Genomic DNA, 26483 nt, shown 5'->3' with positions numbered 1-26483 from the left:
CTCCGGGAACAGGGGTGTGATGGACCTTCATGACTGTTCCTTTTTCTGGCAATCCGCACGTCAAATGCGGTCCACCGAGCGGATGACGGGCCACCGGCCCGGGCAGGTTCGAACGGTTGCGCTCGCCACTCCGGGGGACGCGGCCGTTCGGCCGTGCCCGCACCCGTGGCCGCCCGCTGGCGGTTCGGCGCGCTCGTCCCCCCGGTGGACGCCGCACTGTGTCACCACGGTTCCCTTCAACGGGCCGAGGTAATCGCACGGACATCCGACGCCCGGTCAGCGTACCCCGACTGGCTCCCGACGGACCGTCAGATGACGATGGCCGGGCCGGAACAGAGCGAGGAGCCAGGGCCATGGAGCTGACCAGCCGGACACTGGTGTACGCGCTGACCGCGGTGGCCGCGGCCGCCCTGCTCGGCACCCTCTGGCTGTGGCCCCGGCTCTCCCGGCAGCGCCCGCTGCCGGTGCTCGGCCGGCTCGGCCTGCTGCTGGCCACCCAGCTGTCGGCGCTGGCCGTGCTGCTGCTGTCGGTGAACAACGCGTACGGCTTCTACAGCTCCTGGAACGACCTGCTGCGCCCGGGCGGCACCCCGCTCGCGCTGGCCGGCGCCAAGGCGCCCGGCGCGGCCCCGGAGGGCGGCTCGCTGGTGGTGCCGACCGAGGAGGGCGGGCTCGGCACCGTCAAGGACGTGCTGCCGCCCGGCCCCCCGGAGGAGGTCGGCCGGGTCGACTCGGTCCGGGTCACCGGCACCGCCTCCGGGCTGTCGGACCAGCTGTTCGTCTACCTGCCGCCGGAGTACTTCGACCCGCGCCACGCCCGCGAGCGCTTCCCGGTGCTGCTCGCCCTGGCCGGCTACCCGGGCCCGTCGCTGCACCTGGTCGAGGGCCTGCGGCTGCCGCGCACCGCCGCCGAGCTGGGGGCCGACGGGCGGATCGCGCCGACCGTGGTGGTGATGGCCCGCCCGACCGTCGCCCCGCCGCGCAACACCGAGTGCGTGGACGTGCCGGGCGGGCCGAAGGCGGAGACCTGGTTCGCCCAGGACGTCCCGGCGGCGCTGCGCTCCGCGTACCGGGTCAGCCGGTCGGCCGACTCCTGGGGGGTGTTCGGCTACTCCACCGGCGGGTCCTGCGCGCTGCGGCTGGCGATGCGGCACCCGGAGGCGTACCGGAGCGCGGCCGGGATGCACGCCGACTACACGGTGCCCGAGGACCGCTGGACGGACGGCGACCTGTTCCGCGGCGACCGGGCCGCGGCCCAGCAGTCGGACCTGGACTGGCGGTTGAAGAACCTGCCGGCGCCGCGGGCCAACCTGCTGCTGGTCTCCACCCGGGCCGAGGACGACTTCCCCGCCACCCAGCGCTTCCTGGCCGACGCCCAGCAGGTCGCCGCGGCCCACCCCGAGCTGACCGTCGACTCGATCTTCCTGCCCGACGGCGGCCACTCCTTCGAGACCTGGCGGCGCGAGCTGCCCGCCACCCTGGAGTGGCTCAGCGACCACCTGGTGCCCCCGCCGGACCGCGAGCCCCGCTCCTGAACCGGGCACGGCCGAGGGGCGCCGCCCCGCACGGGCGGCGCCCCTCCTGACGGTTCCTCAGCGGCCGATTCTGCCTTCTAGCGGCCGATGATGAGACTCATCGCCTCGTTCCGGGTGGCCGGGTCGCGCAGCTGGCCGCGGACGGCGGAGGTGAGGGTCTTGGCCCCGGGCTTGCGGATGCCGCGCATCGACATGCACATGTGCTCGCACTCGATCACCACGATCGCGCCGCGCGGCTCCAGGATCCGCATCAGCGCGTCCGCGACCTGGCTGGTCAGCCGCTCCTGCACCTGCGGGCGGCGGGCGTACACGTCGACCAGCCGGGCCAGCTTGGACAGGCCGGTGATCTTGCCGCTGGCGGACGGGATGTAGCCGACGTGCGCGACGCCGCGGAACGGCACCAGGTGGTGCTCGCAGGTGGAGAACACCTCGATGTCCTTGACCAGCACCATCTCGTCGTGGCCGAGGTCGAAGGTGGTGGTCAGCACGTCCTCCGGCCGCTGCCACAGGCCGGCGAATATCTCCCGGTAGGCGCGGGCGACCCGGGCCGGCGTCTCCAGCAGGCCCTCGCGGTCCGGGTCCTCCCCGACCGCGATCAGCAGCTCACGGACGGCGTTCTCGGCCCGCTTCTGGTCGAACTCGCGGACGGGCTGCTCACCGTCGAGCGTCACCGGATCGATCATGCGTGCCTCGCTGCTCGTCAGTCGGAAAATCTCGGTAAAGAGGGTGGGCGCAGCACGAATGCCGCGCCTCCAGGGTACAAACCCCGGGGGCGCGGCATCCATTCCGAACTAACGTTCGGTCGATCAGCTCTCGACCTGCCCGCCGTCGACCGGCGGGAGCTTCACGATGTCGACCGGGTCCACCGCCGCGGCGGCGGCGCCGTTGGTCAGCGCCAGCTCCTTCGGCGACTGCACCGGCGGCCGGGTGGACGGGGTGCGGCGGGCCGACCCGGTCCACGCCGGACGCGGGGGACGCTTGATCACCGGAGTGAAGATCTCGGCGATCTGCTCCTTGTTCAGCGTCTCCTTCTCCAGCAGTTCGAGCACCAGGTTGTCGAGCACGTCGCGGTTCTCGACCAGGATCTCCCAGGCGTCGTTGTGCGCCGTCTCGATCAGCTTCTTGACCTCCTCGTCCACCAGCCCGGCGACCTCTTCCGAGTAGTCGCGCTGGTGGCCCATCTCGCGGCCGAGGAAAGGCTCGGAGTCGGAGGAGCCGAACTTGATCGCGCCGAGGCGCTCGCTCATGCCGTACTGGGTGACCATGGCCCGCGCGGTGGCGGTGGCCTTCTCGATGTCGTTCGAGGCGCCGGTGGTCGGGTCGTGGAAGACCAGCTCCTCCGCCGCCCGGCCGCCCAGCATGTACGACAGCTGGTCGAGCATCTCGTTGCGGGTGGTCGAGTACTTGTCCTCGTCCGGCAGCACCATCGTGTAGCCCAGGGCGCGGCCGCGGGACAGGATGGTGATCTTGTGCACCGGGTCGGAGTAGTTGCAGGCCGCCGCGACCAGGGCGTGGCCGCCCTCGTGGTACGCGGTGATCTTCTTCTCCTTGTCGGACATGATCCGCGAGCGCTTCTGCGGACCGGCCACGACGCGGTCGATCGCCTCGTCCAGCGTCTGGTTGTCGATCAGCTTCTTCTCGGAGCGCGCGGTGAGCAGCGCCGCCTCGTTCAGCACGTTCGACAGGTCGGCGCCGGTGAAGCCGGGGGTGCGCTTGGCGACGGCCGAGAGGTCGACGTCCGGCGCGATCGGCTTGCCCTTCTGGTGCACCTTGAGGATGTCCAGCCGGCCCTGGAGGTCCGGGCGGTCGACCGCGATCTGCCGGTCGAAGCGGCCGGGGCGCAGCAGCGCCGGGTCCAGGATGTCGGGGCGGTTGGTGGCGGCGATCAGGATGACGCCGCCCTTGACGTCGAAGCCGTCCATCTCGACCAGCAGCTGGTTGAGGGTCTGCTCGCGCTCGTCGTGGCCGCCGCCGAGGCCCGCGCCGCGGTGCCGGCCGACGGCGTCGATCTCGTCGACGAAGATGATCGCCGGGGCGTTCGCCTTGGCCTGCTCGAACAGGTCGCGGACGCGGCTGGCGCCGACGCCGACGAACATCTCGACGAAGTCGGAGCCGGAGATCGAGTAGAACGGCACGCCGGCCTCGCCCGCGACGGCGCGGGCCAGCAGGGTCTTGCCGGTGCCGGGCGGGCCGTACAGCAGCACGCCCTTCGGGATCTTGGCGCCGACGGCCTGGAACTTGGCCGGCTCCTGCAGGAACTCCTTGATCTCGTGGAGCTCCTCGACCGCCTCGTCGGCGCCCGCGACGTCCGCGAAGGTGGTCTTCGGGGTGTCCTTGGTCAGCAGCTTGGCCTTGGACTTGCCGAACTGCATGACCCGGGAGCCGCCGCCCTGCATCTGGTTCATCAGGAACAGGAAGACCAGCACGATGATGACGATCGGCAGCATCGAGAAGAGCAGGCTGACGATGGTCGACTGCTTCTCGGGGCTGACGGTGTAGCCGTCGGCGATCTGGCCGGCCGCGTACTTGTCCTGGAGCTTCTTCGCCAGGTCGGCGGCCTGCTGGTCGCCGGTGTAGGAGGCCTGGAAGCGGGTGCCGGACGGCGACTTGCCGTTCGAGCCCGCCTTCAGCTTCTGGCCGTCCTGCAGCTGGATCTTGATGAGGTTCGAGTCACCGGTGGTGAGCTGCGCCGACTTCACCTGGTTGCTGTCGATAGCGCTGACGATCTGCCCGGTGTCCGCAGTCTTGTAGCCGCTCGAATCCGAGACGAGCTCCATCAACGCGAACACGGCGAGGGCGGCCAGCACGACCCACATGATCGGCGCACGGAAGTATCGCTTGACGTCCATCCATGCGGGGCGTCGCCGCCCCGTCCCTCCTGCCAGTTCAACGGGCGCTGCTCGGCTGTGGGGCCTCGGCGCCTCCGATATGTACTCGTAAGACGAGCGTTTGATGGGACCGTACCGCAGTGACCCCCGCTACCGGCGGGATCGCACCACGGTGCGGTCTATTTTCCTACCCCCGCACAACGGGTGGGAACAGGGCCCTGTTCCCACCCGTCGCCCGAACGGTTCAGCCGCCGTAGACGTGCGGCGCGAGCGTGCCGATGAACGGCAGGTTGCGCAGCTTCTCGGCGTAGTCCAGGCCGTAGCCCACCACGAACTCGTTGGGGATGTCGAAGCCGACGTACTCGACGTCGATCTCGACCTTGGCGGCGTCCGGCTTGCGCAGCAGGGTGCACACCTTCAGCGAGGCCGGGCCGCGCGAACCCAGGTTGCCGAGCAGCCAGGACAGCGTCAGACCGGAGTCGATGATGTCCTCGACGATCAGCACGTCCTTGCCGGCGATGTCGGTGTCCAGGTCCTTGAGGATCCGCACCACGCCGGAGGACTTGGTGCCCATCCCGTACGAGGAGACCGCCATCCAGTCCATGGTCACCTGGCTGTGCAGGGCCCGGGCCAGGTCCGCCATCACCATCACGGCGCCCTTGAGGACGCCGACCAGCAGGAGGTCCTTGCCCGCGTAGTCCTGGTCGATCCGCGCGGCCAGCTCCACCAGCTTGGCGTCGATCTCGTCCTTGCTGATGAGCACCTTCGCGAGGTCTGCGCCCATGTCGTTCTGGTCCACCGGGGATACGTCCTCAAACGTTCGGGGTCTGGGTTCGGCGGCGGTCGTACGACTGGTTCGTGCTCAGTCGCCCTGCCGCCGAAACACCAGCGTGCCACACCGGCGCACGGCTTCGACGCCCCCGGGTAGGTGCAGCGGGCCCTGGCCGCGCCAGCCGGTGACCAGCAGGTCCACCGTTTCCAGGTGCCGGGCGAACAGGTCCCCGGCCGGACAGCCCGCGCGCAGCGCCGCCCGGCGCAGCACCCGGCGGCGGACCGCGGGGGGCAGTTCGGCGAGCTTGCCGGCGTCCAGCGCGCCGTCCGGGGTGCGCAGGTCGCGCTCGGCCAGGGCGGCCCACTGGTCGAGGGCGTCGGCGTCGTCGCGGAACAGCCGGGCGGTGCGGGCCAGCGCCTCGACCACGCCGCCGCCCAGGTGCTTCTCCAGCACCGGCAGCACCTCGTGCCGGACCCGGGAACGGGTGTAGGCCGGGTCGGTGTTGTGCGGGTCGTCCCAGACCGGGATCGACTGCGCGCTGCACGCCTGCCGGGTGGCGGCCCGGTCGAGCTCCAGCAGCGGGCGGCGGTAGCGGCCCTTCTGGGCGGGCATCCCGGCCAGCGAGCGGGCGCCGGAGCCGCGGGCCAGGCCCAGCAGCACGGTCTCCGCCTGGTCGTCGCGGGTGTGGCCGAGCAGCACGGCCAGCGCGCCGTGGCGCTCGGCGGCCAGGTCCAGGGCGGCGTAGCGGGCGTCCCGGGCGGCGTTCTCCGGCCCGCCCTCGCGGCCCACCCGGACGGCGACCGCCTCCACCGGGTCCAGGCCGAGTTCGCGCAGCCGGACGGCGACCTGCTCGGCGCGCTCGGCCGAACCGTCCTGCAGGCCGTGGTCGACGGTCACGGCGCCGACCCGCAGGCCGAGCTTGGGGGCCTCGAAGGCGGTGGCGGTGGCCAGCGCCATCGAGTCGGCGCCGCCGGAGACCGCCACCAGCACCAGCGGGGAGCCGGGCGCGGCGGGCGTGCGGGGCAGGCCGGACGGGTGCCGGCGGGCGTTGCCGATCAGCGTGCCGGGCACCGTCGCGGTGCCGGCCAGCGCGGGCACCGGCACCGGGGCGGGCGTGCGGACCGGCCCGCCGGGGGCGACGCCCGCCTCCGCGGCGAGCTCGGCGAGGGTACGGCGGACGGCGAGGCGTATCGCCGCGACAGCGGGGTGTGGGCCCATGGTTGGCACTCCTTGGCGGAGGGGGGTACGTCGGCCGCCTGTCAGCTCTCGGTCACCAGGCGCTCACAGATGGTCGCAGAATCCGGCCACCGCCCACACCACCCGCGCCAACGGCGGATCCACCGTCCCACGTACGGGTGAATGGAGAAACGTTACGGCTGCCGCCAGGTGTACGACCCGACGGGTGGACGAACCGGTCGGGAACCGGCGCCCACCGGTCCGGTCGGCTCCTCAGCCGATCACCCGGGCGACCCAGGACGCCGGGTCGTGGACCTCCTCCTTGGTCGGCAGCGTGTTCGGCGAGGTCCAGACCCGGTTGAAACCGTCCATCCCGACCCGCTCGACCACGCCCCGGACGAACACCGCGCCGTCCTGGTACTGCCGCAGCTTGGCGTCCATCCCGAGCAGCCGGCGCAGCGCCAGGTCGAGCCGGCCGCTGCCGCGGTCGCGGCGGCGCTGGAACTTCTCCCGGATCTCCGCCACCGAGGGCACCACCGCCGGGCCGACCCCGTCCATCACCACGTCCGCGTGGCCCTCCAGCAGCGACATCACCGCCGTCAGCCGGGCCAGGATCTCCCGCTGGGCGGGCGTCTGCACCAGGTCGGTCACGCTGAGCGGGCCCCCGCCGCCCCCGCCGCCCTCGCCGCCCTTCCGGCGCCGGCCGCCGGCCAGCCCGGGGACGACACCGCCGAACGCCTCGCGCAGCCGCTCCAGGAACGCCCCCGGGTCGACGTCGGTGCTGGCCAGGAAGTCCTGCACCTCGGACTGGATGTGGTCGCGCAGCCACGGCACCGCGGTGAACTGGGTCCGGTGGGCCTCCTCGTGCAGGCACACCCAGAGCCGGAAGTCGTGCGGGGAGACGTCGAGTTCGCGCTCCACCTGGACGATGTTCGGCGCCACCAGCAGCAGCCGCCCGGGCGGCACCGCGAGGCCGCGCCGGGGCTGGTCGAACAGGCCCTCCGGGCTGTCCGGAGCGGCCGGCAGCTCGGCCGGGGCGAAGGTCTCGTACTGGCCGAGCACCTTGCCCGACAGGAAGGCCAGCACCACGCCGACCTCCACCCCGGTCGCCCGGGCGCCCGCCGAGACCGCCGTCGCCGCCGCCCGGCCGCCGTCCGCCCGGCGGGCCGCCAGCTTGTCGGTCAGCGGGCGCACCACCGTCCGGAACCCCGCCACGTTGGCCCGCACCCAGCCGGGCCGGTCGACCACCAGCACCGGCGTCCCGGCCACCGCCGTCGACCCCATCCGGGTGTACTCCCGGACGTGCCGCTCCGCCGCCGCGGCGTGCCGACGCAGCTCCGCGACGGCGGCCCGCGCCTCGTCCCGGCCGACCCGCGGCCCCGGCCGGGCGAGCCGCGCCGCGGTCGCCACCGCGAGATCCCAGTCGACCATCTCCGCACCGCCGCTCGCGCTCGTCATGCCCTCACCGTACGTGCTCGCCCCCGCCCGGGGGAGGGACGCGGCTGACGGCGGCCGCCCCGGGGGGGGTCAGCAGCCGCAGGCGGCGAGTCTGGCGACGACGCGGTCGACGGCGGCGCGGGCGCTGGTGGCGTCGGCGTCGGTGCGGGTCATCAGGGCGAAGGCCAGCACCCGGCCGTCGGCGTCGACCACGGTGCCCGCGAGGGTGTTGACGCCCATCATGGTGCCGGTCTTCGCGCGGACGATCCCGGCGGCCTCGCCGGCGCCGGACTTGGCGCCGAAACGGTTCATCAGGGTGCCGGAGAAGCCGGCGACCGGGAGGCCGGTGAGCACCGGGCGCAGCTCGGGGTGGGCGGGGGACGCGGCGGCGGAGAGCAGCTTCACCAGGGCGATCGGCGGGATCAGGTTGGCCTTGGCCAGGCCGCTGCCGTCGGTGAGCAGCACGCCGTTCATCGGGACGCCGAGCGCGGCCAGTTCGTCGGTCACCGCCCGCACGCCGCCGTCGAAGCTGGCGGGCTGCTTGGCGGCGATCGCGGCCTGCCGGGCGACCGCCTCGGCCAGCGTGTTGTCGGAGGTGGTGAGCATCCGCTCGACCAGCCGTCCGATCACCGGGGACTCCACCCGGGCCAGTTCGGCGGCCCCGGCGGGGGCGGGAGCGGCGGCGGGCTTGGCCTTGACGGTGATGCCCTCGGCCTTGAGGAAGGCGGCCAGCGAGTCGGCGGCCTGCCCGGCCGGGTCGAAGACGCGGGCGGGGGCCTCGTCGGGCGAGCGCGGGTCGATCCGGCCCTCGTCGACCATCAGCGGGGTGACCGCGGCGATGTTGGTCGCGTCGTGCTCCTTGTGCAGCAGCGGCCCGGTGTACAGCGTGGCGTCGTACGAGAGCTTCACCTCGGTGCGGCCGGCCGCCTTGAGCGCGGTGGCGGTGCGGTGGGCCAGGTCGGCCATCGAGGCGGGGGCGCTGTCCTGGTCGACGGGGGCGCCGCCGATCCGGACCTGGTCGGCGGGCAGCGCGGTCACCGTCGGGTCGCCGCCGCCGACCAGGGTGATCTCGCCGGGGGCGGCGGAGACCACGGTGGTGGCGATCCGGTGCCCGGCGGGCAGCAGGGCGAGCGCGGCGACGGCGGTGGCGAGCTTGGTGGTGGAGGCCGGGGTGGCCGGGGTGGCCTCGTTCGCGCCGAACAGGAACTCGCCGGTGGCGGCGTCCGCGACGGCGAAGTTGAGCGCCCCGAGCGCCTTGTCCTGGACGGTGCCGCCGAGCGCGGTGCGCAGGCCGCCGCCGGTCGGCGCCTTGCTGTCGGCGGCGTCGCCCTCGGCCAGCACCGGCCCCTTGACCGGCACCGCCCGGCGCCGGTCGGAGCGGTGCCGGTCGCCGTCCTTGCCGCCGTCCTTGTCACCGCTGCCGCGGCTGCCACTGGGGGTGCCGCTGGGGGTACCGGGGGTGCCGGTGCGGCGGCCGTCGTCGGCGTGCCGGCCGCCGTGGCTCGCGCCGGCGCTCGGCGAGGGCTCGGCCAGGGCCGGGTCCGCGCCGAGCGTCCCGGCGGCGAGCACCGCGCCGAGGGCGGTGGCGAGGACGGCCCTGCGCCCTCGTCCCGCTGTTGTCCCTGATCTCACCGACCGGCCCCTTTCCCGAGCACTCCCTGCCGTAGGAGACACTTGATTCTGTCAGTCCCAATCCTTGGAGGAACCGTTGGAGTTCGACGTCCTGATCGAGATCCCGAAGGGCTCGCGCAACAAGTACGAGGTCGACCACGAGACCGGTCGGCTCCGCCTGGACCGCATGCTCTTCACCTCGACCCGCTACCCGGCTGACTACGGCTACGTCGAGGGCACCCTGGCTGACGACGGCGACCCGCTGGACGCGCTGGTCATCCTGGAGGAGCCGACCTTCCCCGGCTGCCTGATCAAGTGCCGCGCCATCGGCATGTTCCACATGACCGACGAGGCCGGCGGCGACGACAAGCTGCTGTGCGTCCCGGCGACCGACCCGCGCTGGGCGCACCTGCAGGACCTGCAGGACGTGTCGGAGTTCGACCGCCTGGAGATCCAGCACTTCTTCGAGGTCTACAAGGACCTGGAGCCCGGCAAGTCCGTCCAGGGCGCCGACTGGGTCGGCCGGGCCGAGGCCGAGGCCGAGATCGAGGCTTCGATCAAGCGGCTGCAGGAGCAGGGCGGCCACTGAGCCGTGACACCCCCTCCGGGGGGTGGCCCGCGCCGCGCGCGAGGGGCGGGAGTCCGGTCCGGACTCCCGCCCCTCGCGCGTTCCCGGTCGGCGGGCGGGTTCAGACCCCGTCGTTGTCGTCGAGCCGGAAGCCGACCTTGAGGCCGACCTGGACGTGCTCGACCCGGCCGTCCTTGAGCTGGCCGCGGATCTGCACCACCTCGAACCAGTCCAGGTTGCGCAGCGTCCGGTCGGCCCGGGCGACGCCGTTGCGGATCGCGGCGTCCACGCCCTCGTGCGAGGACCCGACGATCTCGGTGACCCGGTAGGTGTGGTCGGTCATGGCGGTCTTCTCCCTGTGCGGCGACGGGTGGCTCCCCCGCCGTCCACCGTGCACCGAAGTGCCGCCCCGGGCATCCCGGCGTCCGCCGGACAGGGCCCCGGCGGTGCGGGGTCAGAACGCCGCGCGGACCTCGCCGACCACGCTGCCGCCGCCGTGCAGCGGGGCGGCGGCGATCCGCTCCAGCACCGGGTCCTGGACGCCCAGCCGGCGCAGCGCGGCGGCCAGCACCGGGCCGCGGGCGCGCTCCGCGCCGTCCTCGATCTTGAACGCGAGGGCCCGGCCGTCGGGCAGCGCCACCACCTGGACGGCCTCGGCGCCCATCTTGGACAGCGCGCCTGGCACCGCCCGCATCAGCCAGGTGTCGGCCCGGCGGGTGCCGGCCACGTACTCGGGATGGGCGCGCATCGCGTCGGCGACCCGGCGCTGCTCGGTGCCGGGGGCGGCCAGCAGCAGGCCGCGGTAGGCGCGGGCCAGGCCGGTGAGCGAGACGGCGTGCAGCGGGGCGCCGCAGCCGTCGGTGCCGGGGTGGGCGGTGGGCTCGCCGACGGCCTCCTCCAGGGCGGCGCGGGCCAGCAGCTGGATCGGGTGCCCGGGGTCGAGGTAGGTCTCCAGGCTCCAGCCGTTGGCGGCGCTGGCGGCCAGCCAGGCGGCGTGCTTGCCGGAGCAGTCCATCAGGATCGGGGCGCGCTCCCCGCCGGAGCGCAGCAGCTCCTCGGCCTCGACCTCGTCCAGCGGCAGGTCGGCGGGCAGCCGCAGGGCGGCCTCGGTGAGGCCGGCGTCGGCGAGCAGCCTGCGGACGGCCGCGCGGTGGAACGGTTCCGCGGAGTGGCTGGAGGCGGCCAGCGCGAGCTGTTCGCCGCGCAGGTCGAGGCCGGCCCGGAGGGTGGCGACGGCCTGGAAGGGCTTGGCGGTGGAGCGCGGGTAGACCGGCAGCTCGGGGGTGCCGAGCGCGTGCTCGACGGCGCCGTCGGCGTCGAGCAGGACCAGCGAACCGCGGTGGCGGCCCTCGGTGAAGCCGGAGCGTATGACCTCGGCGAGGGCGGGCAGGGCGGACTGCGACACGGGTGGGTTCTCCTGTGCTGACGTGCGGTGAGGGTGGGTGGGCCCCGGCCGCACGCCCCGCTCAGCGCTCGCTGAGCAGGTCGTCGACCCTGGCCTCGCCTTCACGGTACCTGCGGGTGATCTCCGCCCCGCAGTCGTCGGCGGTCCGCTGCAGGGCCTGGCGGCGGCCGGAGACCTCGCGCTGGTGCTCGTCCAGCCGTTCGATGGCGGCCAGCAGGTCGGCGGTGGCGTGCGCGGCCAGGTCGGCCAGTTGGACGTCGCCCATCAGGGCGTCCGCCGCCAGCCGGTAGCGCTCGCCGCGCGGCGGGCCGAGGGTGACGTGCCGGGCCGGGCGGCGGTTCGCGGAGGGGGCGTCGGCGAGGATCGCCGGGAGCCGGTCCAGCAGCGCGGGCCGGGCCTCGCCGGCGCCGGCCAGCGGGACCTCGCGGCGCTGCAGCTCGGCCCGCAGGATGTCCATCCGGCCGTGCAGCAGGCGGCGCAGGTAGGACAGGTCGGCCTCCTGCTCCAGCGCGTCCCGGCGGAGCACCCGCAGTTCCTCCAGGGCCAGGCCGCCCAACCCGTCGACCGCGCTCACGTCCATCAATCCGACCACCTGCCGTAGTACCAGTGCCCGCCGGTAGCACGGGCCGCCCGCCGTCCAGGGTTCCCCCCGGCGGGCGGTGCCACTCGTGCGGGTGACGCGGTTCGCCGGGACGGTGGACGCCCCCCGCGGGGCCGGGCGGCCCCGGGCCGTCGGACAGCGTGCCACCCCGGGCCCCGGCGCCGCACGCCCGACTACCCGAACGGCCCCCTGGCGAACACCCCTGGCTAGTACGAAGAATCCGCGCCACGGGCTCACCTGCACGAATCGGGGCGCGGCACGTGCGACCCCGGCGTGCGCCCCGAGGCCGTGCGCCCCCTACGAGCCCGGCCCGGCACAATGGGCGGCATGCGAGCAGTGGTGCAGCGGGTCGCCGGGGCGGCCGTGACGGTGGACGGCGAGACGGTCGGCGCGATCGAGGGGCCGGGCCTGTGCGTCCTGGTCGGCGCCACCCACGAGGACACCCCGGCGCGGGCCGCCCAGCTGGCCCGCAAGCTCTGGACGCTGCGGCTGTTCCCGGGCAGCCCCGAGCTGTCCTGCTCGGAACTCGGCGCCCCGCTGCTGGTGATCAGCCAGTTCACCCTCTACGGCGACGCCCGCAAGGGCCGCCGCCCCACCTGGAACGCCGCCGCGCCCGGCCCGGTCGCCGAACCGCTGGTCGACGCGGTGGTGGCCGAACTCCGGGCGCTGGGCGCGACGGTGGCGACCGGGCGGTTCGGCGCCGACATGAAGGTGTCGCTGGTGAACGACGGGCCGTTCACCGTCCTGCTGGAGGTCTGACCCGGGCTCCTAGGCCGGGACGATCACGTCCTGGGTGCCCGGGACGCCGTCGGCCAGCAGCACCGCGTCCACCGGGGTGTTGCGCTTGACCAGGGCCAGCGCGATCGGGCCCAGCTCGTGGTGCCGGGCCGCGGAGGTGACGAAGCCGACCGGGCGCTCCTGGCCCTCGACCCGGACCTCGGTGCCGTGCGCGGGCAGCTTCTCCGCGGTGCCGTCCAGGTGCAGGAAGACCAGCCGGCGCGGCGGGCGGCCCAGGTTGTGCACCCGGGCGACCGTCTCCTGGCCGCGGTAGCAGCCCTTCTGCAGGTGGACGGCGCTGCCCAGCCAGTCGACCTCGTGCGGGATGGTGCGGTGGTCGGTCTCGAAGCCGAGCCGCGGCCGGTGCCCCTCGACCCGCAGCGCCTCGTACGCCCAGATCCCGGCGGCCGGACCGAAGTCGGCCACCGCGGCGGCGAGTTCGGCGCGCGGCAGGAACAGGTCGCGGCCCCACGGGAGTTCGCGGACCGCGGCGGCCCGCTCGACCGGGGCGGTGGAGCCGGCCGGGAGGAAGACCACGGCGTACCGCTCGGTGGCGTCGGCGACCTCGACCCGGTTCCAGAACTTCATCGACTCCAGGTACGTCACCAGCGCGGGGGCGTCGCCGGGCTCGACGTGGATCCAGCTGGTCTCGCCGTCGTCGACCAGGTAGAGCGCGTGCTCGACGTGCCCGTTCGGGGAGAGCACCAGCGCCTCGGTGGCCTGCTGCGGCGGCAGTTCGCTGACGTGCTGGGTGAGCAGCAGGTGCAGCCAGCTCAGCCGGTCGGGGCCGGTCACCGTGATCACGCCGCGGTGCGACAGGTCGGTGAAGCCGCGCCCGGCGGCCAGCGCGCGCTGCTCGCGGAACAGGTCGCCGTAGTGCGCGGCGACCCCCTCGTCGGGACCTTCGGCGGCAACGGCACCGGGCAGGGCAAGCAGCGGGCTCTTCATACCGGCCAGCTTACGACTGCCCGTGCTCCGACTCGGCGGTGCAGTCGGCGCAGCGGCCGAAGATGGCGAAGTGCTTGAGGTCGGTGTCGAAGCCGTGCTCGGCGCGCAGGCTGTCGATCAGCGGGGCGGCGATCGCGGTGTCGGTCTCGGTGACCCGGTCGCAGTCCCGGCAGACCAGGTGCAGGTGGGTGTGCCGGCCCGCCAGGTGGTAGGTGGGGGCGCCGTGGCCGAGGTGCGCGTGCGAGACCAGGCCGAGCTCCTCCAGCAGCTCCAGCGTCCGGTAGACGGTGGAGATGTTGACGCCGCTGGCGGTCTTGCGGACCTGGCCGAGGATCTCGTCCGGCGTCGCGTGGTCGAGCGCGTCGACCGCCTCCAGCACCAGCTGGCGCTGCGGGGTCAGCCGGTAGCCGCGCTCGCGCAGGTCGGCCTTCCAGTCGGTGGTCTCGCTGTTCGCCACGTGTGTCCCTGCCCGGTGAGAGGTCGTACCGACAAGTGTAGGGACCGACCGGGCGGTCGGCCCCTACTCCGGGCGGGACGGCCGGTTCAGCGGAAGAACGCGATGCCGTCGTCCGGCAGGTCGTTGATGTCGCTGATCAGCTGCGCCGGGTTGAGCACCTTCTTCAGCTGGGCCGACATGTACGGCCGCAGCGGCACCTCGGGGGCGGCCTTCTCGCCGACCCAGAGCAGCTCGTCCTTGACCAGGCCGTACAGCCGCTTGCCGCCGCTGTAGGGGGCCGCGCCCTCGATCCGGGCGACCGCGTCGGTGGCCAGGTCGATCTGCGGCTTGCCGTCGTGCAGCTTGCCGTACCAGATCTCCACGGTGCCGTCGTCGCGGACCGAGGAGACCTCGATCTCGCGCTCGCCGCTGGTGCCGTGCTGGTTGCTGGTGACCCGCCAGAAGGCGTGCTCGGTCTCCAGCGCGCGGACCTTCTCCCCCTGCTCGTCCAGCACCCAGGTGCGGGAGCGGAACTCGAGGAAGGGACGGCCGTCGTGCCGGAAGACGATCTCCTGGCCGAAGTTGCACTTCTCCGAACCGGGGAAGTCGTGGACGCCCGCGCCCTCCCAGGTGCCGAGGAGGAAGGCGAGCGGGACGACGTCGCGGTGGAGGTCGGAAGGAATCTCGATCATGGTCCTGGCTGGTGTCGTCGGACGGTTACCGGGTCAACCGTACGGCAGTCGTCAGCGCTGGCCCTGGTAGAGCTTCATGACGGAGAAGATGGCGAACCAGGTGATCAGCACGGCCATCAGAGCCAGCAGGCTGTCGAAGAAGATCTCAAGACCGGACACGGTGCGCTCCCAGGGGCGGGTTCGACGGGCTGTGGTACGGCGCGAGTCTATCCGGCGCCCCCGGCGCCCGTAGTCTCTGGGGCATGTCGAAGAAGCTGGTCATCAAGGTCACCGCCGGGGCGGACGCGCCGGAACGCTGCTCGCAGGCCTTCACGGTCGCCTCGGTCGCCGTCGCCAGCGGGGTGCCGGTCTCGCTCTGGCTGACCGGGGAGTCCGCCTGGTTCGCGCTGCCGGGGCGGGCCGCCGGGTTCGAGCTGCCGCACTCGGCGCCGCTGCCGGAGCTGCTGGCGGCGGTGCTGGCGGCCGGCAGCGTCACGCTGTGCACCCAGTGCGCGGCGCGCCGGGACATCGCGCAGGCCGACGTGATCGAGGGCGTGCGGATCGCCGGCGCGCAGGTGTTCCTGTCCGAGGTGATGGCGGACGACGCCAGGGCGCTCGTCTACTGACGGCCGCCGTCCGGCGGGGGCTCGCGGTCCGGGGCGTCCCGGTCGTGGCCGCGCTGCTCCCAGCGGGGGTCGTCCCAGCGCGGGTCGTCCCACCAGTCGTCGTCCCGGTCCCGCCGGTTGGCCAGCACCGCGGCCACCGGCGGGATCACCATCGCGACCGCGCACATGCCGATGGCGGCGCCGACCGACCAGAAGCGCACCACGCCCCAGGCCAGGACGAACAGCGCCAGGCAGACGCCCATCATCACGAAGTACCGCACATGCCGTCGGTGTGCCCGCACCCTTCCAGGGTAGGCCGAGGGGCCCGGCCGCCAGAAGGCGTCCGGGCCCCTCGTCGACGCTGCTCGCGCGGTCGGTCAGACCGCGATCGCGACCTCGGTGAACTCGCCCTGGGTGGCGACCACCTGGCGGTCCACGGTGGCGCCGGGCACCAGGGCCCGCAGCGTCCACTTGCCCGGGCGGGCGAAGAACCGGAACTGGCCGGTCGCCGAGGTCGGGACCTCGGCCGTGAACTCGCCGTTCTCGTCGAGGAGCCGCACGTAGCCGTTGACCGGCTCGTCGTTGCGGGTCACGGAACCCTGGATGATCGTCTCGTTCGCCACGTCAACTCCTGCCAGGTCCGGGCCGCCGGCCTTCGCACCGCACATGTCTGTTTCCCTCTTCCTTGCTGTCGCGCGAGCCGGGGCTCAGTTGCCGAGCTCGATCGGCACGCCGACCAGGCTGCCGTACTCGGTCCACGAACCGTCGTAGTTCTTGACGTTCTCCTGGCCGAGCAGCTCGTGCAGCACGAACCAGGTGAGCGCGGAGCGCTCGCCGATCCGGCAGTACGCGATGGTGTCGGTCGCCAGGTCGACGCCCTCGGCCTCGTACAGCGCCTTGAGCTCGTCGTCGCTCTTGAAGGTGCCGTCGTCGTTGGCGTTCTTCGCCCACGGGATGTTCTTGGCGGACGGGACGTGGCCCGGGCGCTGCGACTGCTCCTGCGGGAGGTGGGCCGGGGCGAGCAGCTTGCCGGAGAACTCGTCGGGCGAGCGCACGTCGACCAGGTTCAGGGTGCCGATCGCGTTGACCACGTCGTCGCGGAAGGCGCGGATCGAGGAGTCGGCGGCCTGCGCGGTGTACTGGGTGGCGGCCCGCTCGGGCTGCTCGACGACCAGCTCGCGGGAGTCGAGCTCCCACTTCTTGCGGCCGCCGTCCAGCAGGCGGACGTCGCCGTGGCCGTACAGCTTGAAGTACCAGTAGGCGTAGGACGCGAACCAGTTGTTGTTGCCGCCGTAGAGCACCACGGTGTCGTCGTTCGCGATGCCCTTGGCCGACAGCAGCGCCTCGAAGCCGGCCTGGTCGATGAAGTCGCGGCGGACGGGGTCCTGCAGGTCCTTCTTCCAGTCGATCCGGACCGCGTTGCGGATGTGGTTCTTGTCGTAGGCGGCGGTGTCTTCGTCGACCTCGACGATGACGACCTTCGGGTCGTCCAGGTGGGCCTGGACCCAGTCGGCGTCGACCAGGACGTCGCTGCGGCTCATGTGGTGTTCTCCATCCGGGGGCGGTTGGCGGAAGGGCTGCTGGAAGTGGTCCGGACCGTGCGCGTCCGCACACCTGTCCGCATGCTGGGACGGGCGTGGGTGCGGCTTCGGCCGGGGTCGTTCGAAGGGGGTGTGCTCGCCGCTCCGGACGCACCGGTGCCCGTGGCTACCGGTCAAACGGCGTCGGAGTGGCGGGGGCGGACGTGCCGGGGACTACTGGGCGCGACCGCCGGTCAGCGCATTCGACACAGGCAGCTCGACACGCGGCAGTGGTCTACCGCCCGCCGCTTCGTGAGGTCCGCCTGTCGCTTCATGACGACGATGCTAGGGACTCCAGGGGGGCGCTGTCATCATTGTGTCGAATAGTGAGACCCAAACATCCGAATCCTGGGATTTACCGGTTTTCGCCCGCACCCCGCCCGGCCCGGACCCCGTACGGGAACCGGGCGAACGGGCGTTCCGGGACGTTCCGACGGCGGCGCTGGACAGCCCGTCTCGCCCACCGGACGCCGACATGACAGGCGCGGCGGGCGGGGCGTGACCTCAGTGGCCCAGCGTGGTGCCCGGGGCGAGGGTGAAGCCCAGCCGGACGCCGTCCGGCTCGGGGCTCGCCTCGGCGAGCGAGAGGCCGACCGGCAGGCCGGTCAGCGCGAACCGCTGGGGCTTCAGCAGGTCGCCCGCCAGACCGCCCAGCGAGGCGGCCGCGCCGGTGACCCGGAAGCCGTCCACGATCACCTGGTTGCCCTCGCTGCGCAGCTGTCCCTCGACCGAGCCGACCGGGGTGGCCACCTTCACCTTGCCTGGGCCGCCGTACTGGAGGGTGAAGCGGCCGCCCATGACGAACTTCGACAGGTCCTGGTAGGCGACCACGCCGCGGCCGTCGCCGCGGCCGACCGTGACGCCGCGGTAGGAGTCGGTGAACTTCACGTCGGACAGGTTCGCCCTGAAGGAGTGCACCGTCACGGTCTCCTTCCCGTCGGTCACGGTCATCCCGTCCGAGCTCATCGTGACCTTGTCCAGCTCGCCGGCCAGCGCGCTGGTCAGGAACGGGAAGTCGTCGATCTCGACGTCCGGCCGGCTGGTCAGCCAGCCCGAGGAGACGGCCGCGTCCGCCGCCTGGTCCTCCGCGACGCCGACGGCGACCCGGTCGGCCCCGACCAGCAGGCCGCCCACCACCCCCAGGCCGATCAGCAGCTTCACCGCACCATGCATCGCGCTCCCCCTGTGACGCTCGATCCGGGTGCGGTTCGGAGACGAACCGCTCCCGGGCTACGGACATAGGGACGATCGCACGCGCACCCGGGTTCCGGAACCGCGGCCGGGAAACCCGCGCTCAGCCTCCGGCGAACGGCGGCAGCACCTCGACCGTCCAGCCCTCGGACAGCGGCACCCCGGCGTGGTCCAGGCCGCCGATCTGCTCGCCGTCCAGCAGGAAGGAGCAGACCCCGAGCAGCCGCAGCAGCTCCGGCCGGCCGGCGTGCGCGGCGCGCACCGCGGCCAGCGCCCCGGCCAGCGTGCCGGCGGTGAAGGACTCCTCGGCCCGGCCGGCCGCGGCCTTGGCGGCGGCCCAGTAGCGGACGGTGCCGTTCACCCCGGCGGGTGAGGCGGCGGTGGTGCGGGATCCGGTGGCCGCGGTCACGGCAACCCCTCTCGACGGTCCTCGCCCGGTACGGCGGCCGGCCCGGTGCCGGCCGGCCCACCCGTGGAACGGGGTACACGTACGGTGCGGCCGGTGCGGCCCCCATCATCGCCCGCACCCCCCGCCCGGAGGCAAGCGCCCGCCCCGCCGGGCCCGGCGGAGGACGGCGGGGTGCGCCCGTCCGGCGGCGCGCGCCCCGCTCGCGCCTCTCCCCAGGCCGCCGGAGGTCGGCTATTCTCGATCCGATGAGGGATCCGGGCAGAGTCGCCCCCGGGTCCTTTTGTGCTTTCAGGACGCCTATACGGACGTTCTTGCGAACGGCGCACCACCCGCGCCGGCCGCCGGAACGCCCCCGCCGGACCGCACGACGAGGTGCGCACCCGGCGGGACAGAACCGGAGGGTACGCCGATGGACGGGGCACCAGCGGGACGCCAGGGGTTGCGGGACCCCGGGCGAGCCACCGCCGCCGCGCCCGCCGACGCGCCCGCCGGCCCTGTCGGCGCTCCCCCCACCCTGTACCGCGGCCGCCGCTTTCCCCCGGCGTCCGCGACCGCGACGACCCGGAAAGGGGACTAGCCGGGTATGAGTTCACTGCTCCTGCTGACCAACGCCCTGCAACCCTCCGCCGAGGTGCTGCCCGCCCTCGGACTGCTGCTGCACAGCGTCCGGGTGGCCCCCGCCGAGGGGTCCGCCCTGGTCGACACCCCGAGCGCCGACGTGATCCTGGTCGACGGCCGGCGCGACCTGCCGCAGATCCGCAGCCTGTGCCAGCTGCTGCGCTCCACCGGCATCGGCAGCCCGCTGATCCTGGTGGTCACCGAGGGCGGCCTGGCCGCCGTCACCGCCGACTGGGGCGTCGACGACGTGCTGCTCGACACCGCCGGACCGGCCGAGGTCGAGGCCCGGCTGCGGCTCGCCCTGGGCCGGCTGAACGCCGCCACCGACGACAGCCCGATGGAGATCCGCAACGGCGACCTCTCGGTCGACGAGGCCACCTACTCCGCCAAGCTGAAGGGCCGCGTCCTCGACCTCACCTTCAAGGAGTTCGAGCTGCTCAAGTACCTGGCCCAACACCCCGGCCGGGTCTTCACCCGGGCCCAGCTGCTCCAGGAGGTGTGGGGCTACGACTACTTCGGCGGCACCCGCACCGTCGACGTGCACGTCCGCCGGCTGCGGGCCAAACTCGGCGTCGAGAACGAGCAGTTGATCGGCACCGTGCGCAACGTCGGCTACCGCTTCGTGGTGCCCGAGCGGGCCGACAAGGGCACCGACCGGGGCGAACGGGCCGACCGGGCCGAACCGGACCGGGCCGGCACCCGGCAGGAGCGCTGACGGCGGGCCGGGCGGGCCGCACCTCGACAGGCACTCGCCCGGCCCCGCGGGAACTCTCGTCCGGCTTTGCCCGGTTCGGTCCCGAAAGCACCGTCCCACCAGGTGTCACCCCGGATCCGGGAGGTGAACCACCCGCGTAGACTCCCCCCGTGGCCAAGGTGACGCGCGACGACGTAGCCCGACTGGCTGGCACCTCGACGGCGGTCGTCAGCTATGTGATCAACAACGGTCCCCGGCCGGTCGCCCCGGCCACCAGGGAGAAGGTGCTCGCCGCGATCGAGCAGCTCGGGTACCGGCCGAACTCGGTCGCCCAGGCGATGGCCTCGCGGCGCACCAACCTGATCGGCATGGTCGTCCCGGACGCCCGGCAGCCGTTCTTCGCCGAGATGGCGCACGCGGTGGAACGCGCCGCCTCCGAGCGCGGCAAGCTGGTGCTGATCGGCAACTCCGACTACGTGGACGACCGCGAGGTGCACTACGTCCGCGCCTTCCTCGGCATGCGGGTCTCCGGCCTGATCCTGGTCAGCCAGGGCCCCTCGCAGCGCGCCGCCGAGGAGTTCGCCGCCATGGAGGGCGCCAAGGTGGTGCTGCTGCACCGCCGCCCCGAGGCGATCGACGACGTCGCCGTGGTCACCGACGACATCGGCGGCTCCGAGCTGATCGTCCGCCACCTGCTGGAGGTGCACGGGCACCCGTACGTGGCCTGCTTCGGCGGCCCGGTCGAGTCCCCCGCCCCCGGCGACCCGGTGATCGACCACGTGGCCGGCTGGGAGCTGGCGATGGCCGCGCACGGCCTGCCCACCGAACCGCACCTGGTCGACGCCCCGTTCCACCGTTACGGCGCCTACCAGGTCGCACTCGACCTGCTCGGCTCCGACCGGCGGCCGCCCGCCGTCTTCTGCTCCACCGACGACCAGGCGATCGGCGTGCTCCGGGCCGCCCAGGAGCTCGGCCTGCGGATCCCCGAGGACCTCGCGGTGGTCGGCTTCGACGACATCCCGGAGGCCGCGTTCGCCTCCCCGCCGCTGACCACCGTCGCCTCCGACCGGGACGCGATGGCCCGGGCCGCCGTCGACCTGGTCCTCGACGACTCGCTGATGGTGCCCGGCAGCGACACCGAGCGGGTCCGCAAGTTCCCGTCCCGGCTGGTCGTCCGGCGCTCCTGCGGCTGCGGCGGCCCCGACGACCACGGCCACCAGGTCTGACCTGCGGCTCCGCGCCCCCGGCCGATCACCGGCCTGACCAGGCTTTATGAGAAGCTGACGCGCTTCTCGGGGAACCTGTACCGCCCTCTCATCCGCTCTTCATCCAGCGGGCGGAACGTGGTCGTCATGAGCGAACAGCACCGCAGCACCCACGAGCCCCACCCCCGGGACGGCGGCGCGGGCCGGCTCCCGCCGCGGCCGCCGTACGCCCCCCACCCGGAAGCCGCCTACCCGGCGGTGCCGCCCGCCGCCCCGGGCACCGGCACCGGCGTCGTGCTCTACGGCCCCGACCCGGCCCCCGCGCCCGCCCCCGCCGGGCACCGCGCCCGCCGCGGCCTGCTGCGCGGCCGGCTCGCCCTGGCCACCGCCGTCGCCGCGCTCGCCGCGCTGGTCGGCGGCGTCACCGGCGGCGCGCTCGCCGACGACGGCTCCGGCTCCGGCAGCGCGAGCAGCACCCTGGTCCGCCCGGTCTCGGCGAACGCCGACGGCAGCGCGAACGTCTCGGCGATCGCCGCCGCGGTCTCCCCCGCCGTCGTGCAGATCACCGTCAAGACCGGCAGCGGCACCGCCACCGGCACCGGCGTGGTGCTCACCGCCGACGGCCAGATCCTCACCAACTACCACGTGGTCTCCGGCGCGGTCTCCGGCGGCGGACAGCTGACCGTCGCCTTCCAGGACGGCTCCACCGCCGAGGCGCGGGTCACCGGCACCGACAAGTCGCTGGACACCGCCGTGATCACCGCGTCCGGCGTCAGCGGCCTGACCACCGCCGTCCTCGGCGACTCCGACGGCACCGCCGTCGGTGACCCGGTGGTCGCGATCGGCAACCCGGAGGGCCTCACCGGCACCGTCACCTCGGGCATCGTCTCCGCCAAGGACCGGCAGGTCTCCGTCCAGGTCGGCGAGAGCACCACCAGCAACAACGGCGGCTTCGGCTTCCCGAACCTGCCCGGCCAGCGCGGCTCCTCGGGTTCGTCCTCCTCGTCCGACACCGCCACCTACCGGGCGCTGCAGACCGACGCCGCGCTCAACCCCGGCAACTCGGGCGGCCCGCTGATCAACGCCGCCGGGCAGGTCATCGGCCTCAACTCGGCGATGTACTCGGCCGCCGGCTCCGGCTCGACCGGCAGCTCCGACGCCGGCAGCGTCGGCCTCGGCTTCGCCATCCCGATCAACAGCGTCAAGCAGGTCCTGTCCCGGATGCAGGCCGGCCAGACCCTCTGACACCCGCCCGATCCGTCCCCGCCCGACGGACAATGGCCAGGACCGCACCGGACTCAGAAAGGGCCCGCGCCGATGACTCCCCCCGCCGACGACCGCACACCCGCCGAGGCGACCAGCGGTGCCCGCGTCCTCGTGGTCGACGACGAACCCGCGCTGCGCGACGCGCTGGAATCCAGCCTCGCCTTCGAGGGGTACCAGGTCGCCACCGCCACCGACGGCTACGAGGCGCTGGCCGCCGTCGAGCGCGACCGCCCCGACCTGGTGCTGCTGGACATCATGATGCCCCGGATGGACGGCCTCACCGCCGTCCGCCGGATGCGCTCCCGCGGCGACACCGTGCCCGTGCTGATGCTCACCGCCCGCGACGCCGTCGGCGACCGGGTCACCGGCCTGGACGTCGGCGCCGACGACTACCTGGCCAAGCCCTTCGAACTCGACGAACTGCTCGCCCGGGTCCGCGCCCTGCTGCGCCGCAACGCGCTCGCCGCGGAGGCCGCCGCCCGCACCGCCGCCGACGAGGACGGCGGCGAGGTGCTCTCCTTCGCCGACCTCCGGATGAACACCGCCACCCGCGAGGTCACCCGCGGCGGCCACACCATCGAACTGACCCGCACCGAGTTCATGCTGCTGGAGATGTTCCTCTCGCACCCGCGCCAGGTCCTCACCCGCGAGCAGATCCTCAAGGCCGTCTGGGGCTTCGACTTCGAGCCCTCCTCCAACTCCCTCGACGTCTACGTGATGTACCTGCGCCGCAAGACCGAGCAGCACGGCATGCCCCGGATCATCCAGACGGTCCGCGGCGTCGGCTACGCGCTGCGCGCCGCGACCGGCGCCGCGGCATGAGGCTCATCGGCCGGCTCACGGGGTGGTTCCGCGGCAGGTCGCTGCGGAGCAGGCTGGCCATGCTCACCGCCGCCGCGGTGGCGGTGGCGATCGCGGTCGCGGCGGTGGCCTGCTGGCTGCTCGTCCGGAACACGCTGTACGGGCAGGTGCAGCAGTCGCTGAAGGACGCCGAACCACCGGGGGCGCCGAACCAGTCCCGGGTGGCCTGTGCCTCCACCCCGACGGCCGCGCTGGCGAAGGCCGCCGCGGCCGCGGAGGGACGGCTGCCCTTCCACCAGAACAAGTACGACAACCAGTTCATCGTTGCCGACGGCACGGTCTGCTTCCCCCCGCAGTCCAGCAAGGTCATCCGGTACACCGACGACGACCTCACCGCGTCCACCGGCAAACCGGTCTACCGCGAGGGCAGCTACACCGACGGCACCCCCGCGATGGTCCGGATCTGGGGCGGCTCGACCACCATCGACGGCAAGTCCGCCGTCCTGCTCACCGCCCTCCCCCTCCAGGACGTCGAGGACTCGCTGCGCAGCCTCGCCTTCCTGATGACCGGCGTGGCCGGGCTCGGCGTGATCGGTGCCGGTGTCGCCGGGCGGCTGGTCGCCCGGTCCGCGCTCAAGCCGGTCGACCAGCTGACCGGCCTGATCGAGCACATCGCCCGGACCGAGGAGGTCGGCACCACCATCCCGGTCCACGGGAAGGACGAGATCGCCCGGCTCTCCACCTCGTTCAACTCGATGTCGACCGCGCTCGCCAACTCCCGGGAGCGGCAGACCCGGCTGATCGCCGACGCGGGCCACGAGCTGCGCACGCCGCTCACCTCGCTGCGGACCAACGTCGACCTGCTGATCCGCTCGGACGCGCAGGGGCGGGCGCTGCCGCCGGAGACCCGGGCCCGGATGTTGGGGAACATGAAGGCCCAGATGCAGGAGCTGACCGTGCTGATCGGCGACCTGCTGCAGCTCTCCCGGCCGGACACCCCGAACCCGGAGGCGGTGCGGACGGTGGTGCCGTTCCACGAGACGGTCGGGCGGGCGCTGGAGCGGGGCCGGCTGCGCGGCCCGTCGCTGGTCTTCGACACCGACGTGCGGCCCTGGTACGTGCACGGGGACCCGGCGGCGCTGGAGCGCGCGGTGATCAACCTGCTGGACAACGCGGTGAAGTACTCGCCGCCCGCCGGGACGGTCGACGTCGCCCTGCGGGAGGGCCGGCTGACGGTCCGGGACCGCGGCCCCGGCATCCCGGCGGACGAACTGCCGTACGTGTTCGACCGGTTCTGGCGCTCGCCGTCCTCCCGGCAGCTGCCGGGCTCGGGCCTGGGCCTGTCGATCGTCGCGCAGACCGTCCGGGACGCCGGCGGGCAGGTCGCGCTCGGCCCGGCCCCGGACGGCGGGGCGGGGACGCAGGCGGTGCTGGTGCTGCCGGGGCAGCCGGACGACCCGCGCTGAGACGCGCCGGAGGGCGGGACACCACCGGGTCTCCCGCCCTCCGGCGCCGGGTGGCGCCAGGTCAGCCGGTCTGGCCGACCGCGATGACCTTGATCCGGTCCGCGGCCGGCGGCGCGATCGGGGCGCTCGCCGAACTGTGGCCGGTCAGGTAGGCGTTGAAGACGTCCAGGTCGGAGGCGCCGACCAGCTTGTCGGTGCCGGCCGCGAAGGCCGGGAAGCCGTCGCCGCCGCCCGCCAGGAACTCGTTCGCGGCGACCCGGTAGTTCGCGGCCGGGTCGACCGGCGCGCCGTTCAACCGGATCGAGTCGACGACCACCCGGGCCGCGCCGGCCTGGTTCAGGTCGAGCGTGTAGCGCAGGTTGTCCGAGATCTGCAGGATCTTCGGGGAGGCGGTGTTGGAGCCGGAGACCTGCTGCTGCAGGACCTGCACCAGCTGGGCGCCGGTCAGCGTCTTGACCTGCATCATGTTGGTGAACGGCTGGACGGCGAACGCCTCGCCGTAGGTCACCACGCCGTCGCCCTCGGCGCCGGTCGCCTTGTACACCAGGTCGGCGCGGATGCCGCCGGGGTTCATGAAGGCCACCTGCGCGCCGCCCTTGTCGGCGGGCGCGAGCCCGGCCAGCTGGGCGTCGGCGATCAGGTCGCCGAGCGGCTTCTCCAGCGCGGTGGAGCCGCGGCCGTTGATGTCGGCGGTGATGTAGCCGGTGGCCCGGTTGGCGATCGGCGCGGCCAGCGTCCGGTACCGGTCGATCAGCGCGGTCAGGTCCGCGGCCTTCGGCAGGTCGCGGCGCACCACGTGGTTCGCGGCGGTGACCGACGGGCGGACGATGGCGCCGGTGCGCTTGTCCAGCTTCAGGTTGATCTCGGTGTACAGCCGGCCGAACGAGGCGGCGCTGGTGACCGAGCGCGGCACGCCGTCCGGGTCCGGGATGGTGCAGGCGTACGAGTTGTGGGTGTGGCCGGTGACGATCGCCCCGACGGCCGGGTCGATCTTCCTGGCGATGTCCACGATCGGGCCGGAGACGCCCGCGCCGGCCGCGCCGCAGTCGTAGTTGTACACGTTGCTGGCGGGCAGGCCGCCCTCGTGGATCAGCGCCACGATCGAGTTGACGCCCTGCTTCTTCAGCTCGGCGGCGTACGTGTTGATCGTGGTGACCTCGTTGCCGAACTTGAGGCCCTTGACGCCCTCGGCGGTGACGATGTTCGGGGTGCCCTCCAGGGTCACGCCGATGAAGCCGACCTTGACGCCGTGGACGTTCTTCACCCAGTACGGCTTGAGGAGCGGCTTGCCGGTCTTCTCGTTGGTGACGTTCGCCGCCAGGTACCGGAAGTCGGCGCCCTCGAAGCTCCGGCCCTCCTGGTAGCAGCCGTCGGTCGGGTGGCAGCCGCCCTTCTGCATGCGCAGCAGCTCGGCCGAGCCCTCGTCGAACTCGTGGTTGCCGACCGAGGTGACGTCCAGGCCGATCTCGTTCAGCGCCTCGATGGTCGGCTCGTCGTGGAACAGGCCGGAGATCAGCGGGCTGGCGCCGATCAGGTCGCCCGCCGCGACGGTCAGGCTGTTCGGGTGGCCCTCGCGGGCCTGTCGCAGCGCGGTCGCCAGGTACTCGGCGCCGCCGGCCGGGGTGGCGACGGTCTTGCCGGTGGCCGGGTCGATCTCGGTGATCGTGCCCGAGGAACCGGCCGGGGGCTCCAGGTTGCCGTGCAGGTCGTTGATGGCGAGGAGCTGCAGGTCCTCGTACTTCGGCTTGTCGTGGCCGCGGCCGTGGGCCTCGGCGGTGGCCGGCAGGGCCATCGTGCCGAACAGCGCGGCGGCTGCGGCGACCGCGAGGGCGGTCGAACGGCGGCCGGTGGAACCGGAAATGGGCATGGGTGTCCCCTGGACC

Annotated in this window: 27 protein-coding genes; 9 read left to right on the top strand and 18 right to left on the bottom strand. The window is 73.4% G+C overall.

What is annotated here, in order from left to right; all coding sequences use genetic code 11:
* Positions 1 to 353: 353 nt before the first annotated feature.
* A complete protein-coding gene (locus KSE_RS21615; protein ID WP_014137467.1) occupies positions 354 to 1535 on the top strand; it encodes an alpha/beta hydrolase in 1182 nt (393 codons plus the stop codon).
* 77 nt (positions 1536 to 1612) lie between these two features.
* On the opposite strand, the gene folE is transcribed toward KSE_RS21615, so the two are convergent.
* The 6 genes from folE to dacB all read right to left on the bottom strand — a co-directional run bounded on the left by folE (position 1613) and on the right by dacB (position 9380).
* Positions 1613 to 2218: a GTP cyclohydrolase I FolE gene (folE, locus tag KSE_RS21610; protein ID WP_014137466.1), complete on the bottom strand. Its 606-nt coding sequence runs from the start codon at positions 2216 to 2218 to the stop codon at positions 1613 to 1615.
* A gap of 123 nt (positions 2219 to 2341) precedes the next feature.
* A complete protein-coding gene (ftsH, locus tag KSE_RS21605; RefSeq protein WP_033257793.1) occupies positions 2342 to 4384 on the bottom strand; it encodes an ATP-dependent zinc metalloprotease FtsH in 2043 nt (680 codons plus the stop codon).
* Positions 4385 to 4607: 223 nt separating this feature from the next.
* Positions 4608 to 5147 (bottom strand): hypoxanthine phosphoribosyltransferase, encoded by a 540-nt coding sequence (hpt, locus tag KSE_RS21600; protein ID WP_033217699.1) that lies wholly within the window; start codon positions 5145 to 5147, stop codon positions 4608 to 4610.
* A 78-nt stretch (positions 5148 to 5225) separates the two neighbouring features.
* Positions 5226 to 6353, bottom strand: a complete 1128-nt coding sequence (gene tilS, locus KSE_RS21595) for a tRNA lysidine(34) synthetase TilS (RefSeq protein WP_014137463.1) — start codon at positions 6351 to 6353, stop codon at positions 5226 to 5228.
* Positions 6354 to 6584: 231 nt separating this feature from the next.
* On the bottom strand, positions 6585 to 7769 hold the full coding sequence (locus tag KSE_RS21590) for a zinc-dependent metalloprotease (protein ID WP_014137462.1): 1185 nt from the start codon (positions 7767 to 7769) through the stop codon (positions 6585 to 6587).
* A gap of 69 nt (positions 7770 to 7838) precedes the next feature.
* Positions 7839 to 9380: a D-alanyl-D-alanine carboxypeptidase/D-alanyl-D-alanine endopeptidase gene (gene dacB, locus KSE_RS21585; protein WP_014137461.1), complete on the bottom strand. Its 1542-nt coding sequence runs from the start codon at positions 9378 to 9380 to the stop codon at positions 7839 to 7841.
* A 76-nt stretch (positions 9381 to 9456) separates the two neighbouring features.
* Between dacB and KSE_RS21580 the strand changes: the two genes are divergently transcribed.
* Positions 9457 to 9948 carry an inorganic diphosphatase gene (locus KSE_RS21580; RefSeq protein ID WP_014137460.1) on the top strand — a complete coding sequence of 164 codons (492 nt, stop codon included), beginning with the start codon at positions 9457 to 9459 and terminating at the stop codon, positions 9946 to 9948.
* A 100-nt stretch (positions 9949 to 10048) separates the two neighbouring features.
* Here KSE_RS21580 and KSE_RS21575 read toward each other — a convergent pair whose 3' ends face one another.
* From KSE_RS21575 to KSE_RS21565, 3 genes are all read right to left on the bottom strand, one after another.
* A complete protein-coding gene (locus KSE_RS21575) occupies positions 10049 to 10270 on the bottom strand; it encodes a dodecin (protein ID WP_033257792.1) in 222 nt (73 codons plus the stop codon).
* Between the two features lie 111 nt (positions 10271 to 10381).
* Positions 10382 to 11386, bottom strand: coding sequence for an asparaginase (locus KSE_RS21570; protein ID WP_014137458.1), 1005 nt, complete (start codon positions 11384 to 11386; stop codon positions 10382 to 10384).
* Positions 11387 to 11393: 7 nt separating this feature from the next.
* Positions 11394 to 11912, bottom strand: a complete 519-nt coding sequence (locus KSE_RS21565; RefSeq protein WP_014137457.1) for an RsiG family protein — start codon at positions 11910 to 11912, stop codon at positions 11394 to 11396.
* A gap of 348 nt (positions 11913 to 12260) precedes the next feature.
* On the opposite strand from KSE_RS21565, the gene dtd reads away from it, so the two are divergent.
* The gene (gene dtd / locus KSE_RS21560) at positions 12261 to 12692 is read left to right on the top strand and encodes a D-aminoacyl-tRNA deacylase (protein ID WP_014137456.1); all 432 of its coding nucleotides are present in this window, start codon (positions 12261 to 12263) and stop codon (positions 12690 to 12692) included.
* A 9-nt stretch (positions 12693 to 12701) separates the two neighbouring features.
* Here the strand turns inward: dtd and ygfZ are convergent, their stop codons facing one another.
* The 3 genes from ygfZ to KSE_RS21545 form a co-directional block, all read right to left on the bottom strand.
* Complete coding sequence (gene ygfZ / locus KSE_RS21555) at positions 12702 to 13658, bottom strand: CAF17-like 4Fe-4S cluster assembly/insertion protein YgfZ (RefSeq protein ID WP_014137455.1); 957 nt, start codon at positions 13656 to 13658, stop codon at positions 12702 to 12704.
* Between the two features lie 10 nt (positions 13659 to 13668).
* Complete coding sequence (locus tag KSE_RS21550; protein ID WP_014137454.1) at positions 13669 to 14115, bottom strand: Fur family transcriptional regulator; 447 nt, start codon at positions 14113 to 14115, stop codon at positions 13669 to 13671.
* An 86-nt stretch (positions 14116 to 14201) separates the two neighbouring features.
* Entirely contained in the window at positions 14202 to 14786 is a 585-nt protein-coding gene (locus KSE_RS21545; RefSeq protein WP_014137453.1) for an FABP family protein, read from the bottom strand.
* A gap of 242 nt (positions 14787 to 15028) precedes the next feature.
* Here KSE_RS21545 and KSE_RS21540 point away from each other — a divergent pair, with 242 nt between their 5' ends.
* Positions 15029 to 15391 carry a DsrE family protein gene (locus tag KSE_RS21540; protein ID WP_014137451.1) on the top strand — a complete coding sequence of 121 codons (363 nt, stop codon included), beginning with the start codon at positions 15029 to 15031 and terminating at the stop codon, positions 15389 to 15391.
* On the opposite strand, the gene KSE_RS21535 is transcribed toward KSE_RS21540, so the two are convergent.
* The 5 genes from KSE_RS21535 to KSE_RS21515 all read right to left on the bottom strand — a co-directional run bounded on the left by KSE_RS21535 (position 15385) and on the right by KSE_RS21515 (position 18550).
* Positions 15385 to 15672: a DUF3099 domain-containing protein gene (locus KSE_RS21535; RefSeq protein WP_014137450.1), complete on the bottom strand. Its 288-nt coding sequence runs from the start codon at positions 15670 to 15672 to the stop codon at positions 15385 to 15387. The genes KSE_RS21540 and KSE_RS21535 overlap by 7 nt on opposite strands.
* A 75-nt stretch (positions 15673 to 15747) precedes the next feature.
* A complete protein-coding gene (locus KSE_RS21530) occupies positions 15748 to 16038 on the bottom strand; it encodes a DUF1416 domain-containing protein (protein WP_014137449.1) in 291 nt (96 codons plus the stop codon).
* Positions 16039 to 16077: 39 nt separating this feature from the next.
* Complete coding sequence (locus tag KSE_RS21525) at positions 16078 to 16911, bottom strand: sulfurtransferase (RefSeq protein ID WP_014137448.1); 834 nt, start codon at positions 16909 to 16911, stop codon at positions 16078 to 16080.
* 543 nt (positions 16912 to 17454) lie between these two features.
* Positions 17455 to 18111 (bottom strand): LmeA family phospholipid-binding protein, encoded by a 657-nt coding sequence (locus KSE_RS21520; protein WP_051055312.1) that lies wholly within the window; start codon positions 18109 to 18111, stop codon positions 17455 to 17457.
* A gap of 133 nt (positions 18112 to 18244) precedes the next feature.
* Complete coding sequence (locus KSE_RS21515) at positions 18245 to 18550, bottom strand: MoaD/ThiS family protein (RefSeq protein ID WP_014137446.1); 306 nt, start codon at positions 18548 to 18550, stop codon at positions 18245 to 18247.
* Positions 18551 to 19133: 583 nt separating this feature from the next.
* Between KSE_RS21515 and KSE_RS21510 the strand changes: the two genes are divergently transcribed.
* From KSE_RS21510 to KSE_RS21490, 5 genes are all read left to right on the top strand, one after another.
* Complete coding sequence (locus KSE_RS21510) at positions 19134 to 19883, top strand: response regulator transcription factor (protein WP_014137445.1); 750 nt, start codon at positions 19134 to 19136, stop codon at positions 19881 to 19883.
* 149 nt (positions 19884 to 20032) lie between these two features.
* A complete protein-coding gene (locus KSE_RS21505; RefSeq protein WP_014137444.1) occupies positions 20033 to 21088 on the top strand; it encodes a LacI family DNA-binding transcriptional regulator in 1056 nt (351 codons plus the stop codon).
* A 126-nt stretch (positions 21089 to 21214) separates the two neighbouring features.
* Positions 21215 to 22312, top strand: a complete 1098-nt coding sequence (locus KSE_RS21500; protein WP_106437705.1) for a S1C family serine protease — start codon at positions 21215 to 21217, stop codon at positions 22310 to 22312.
* 72 nt (positions 22313 to 22384) lie between these two features.
* Positions 22385 to 23155, top strand: coding sequence for a response regulator transcription factor (locus KSE_RS21495; protein WP_014137442.1), 771 nt, complete (start codon positions 22385 to 22387; stop codon positions 23153 to 23155).
* Positions 23152 to 24600, top strand: coding sequence for a sensor histidine kinase (locus KSE_RS21490; RefSeq protein ID WP_014137441.1), 1449 nt, complete (start codon positions 23152 to 23154; stop codon positions 24598 to 24600). The genes KSE_RS21495 and KSE_RS21490 overlap by 4 nt, the downstream gene beginning before the upstream one ends.
* 61 nt (positions 24601 to 24661) lie before the next feature.
* On the opposite strand, the gene KSE_RS21485 is transcribed toward KSE_RS21490, so the two are convergent.
* On the bottom strand, positions 24662 to 26467 hold the full coding sequence (locus KSE_RS21485) for a bifunctional metallophosphatase/5'-nucleotidase (protein ID WP_014137440.1): 1806 nt from the start codon (positions 26465 to 26467) through the stop codon (positions 24662 to 24664).
* Between the last annotated feature and the right edge of the window lie 16 nt (positions 26468 to 26483).

Source organism: Kitasatospora setae KM-6054 (assembly GCF_000269985.1).
GTDB lineage: Bacteria > Actinomycetota > Actinomycetes > Streptomycetales > Streptomycetaceae > Kitasatospora > Kitasatospora setae.
Note: the sequence above shows the minus strand (reverse complement) of the source record. Positions and strands in the feature narration are given on the sequence as shown.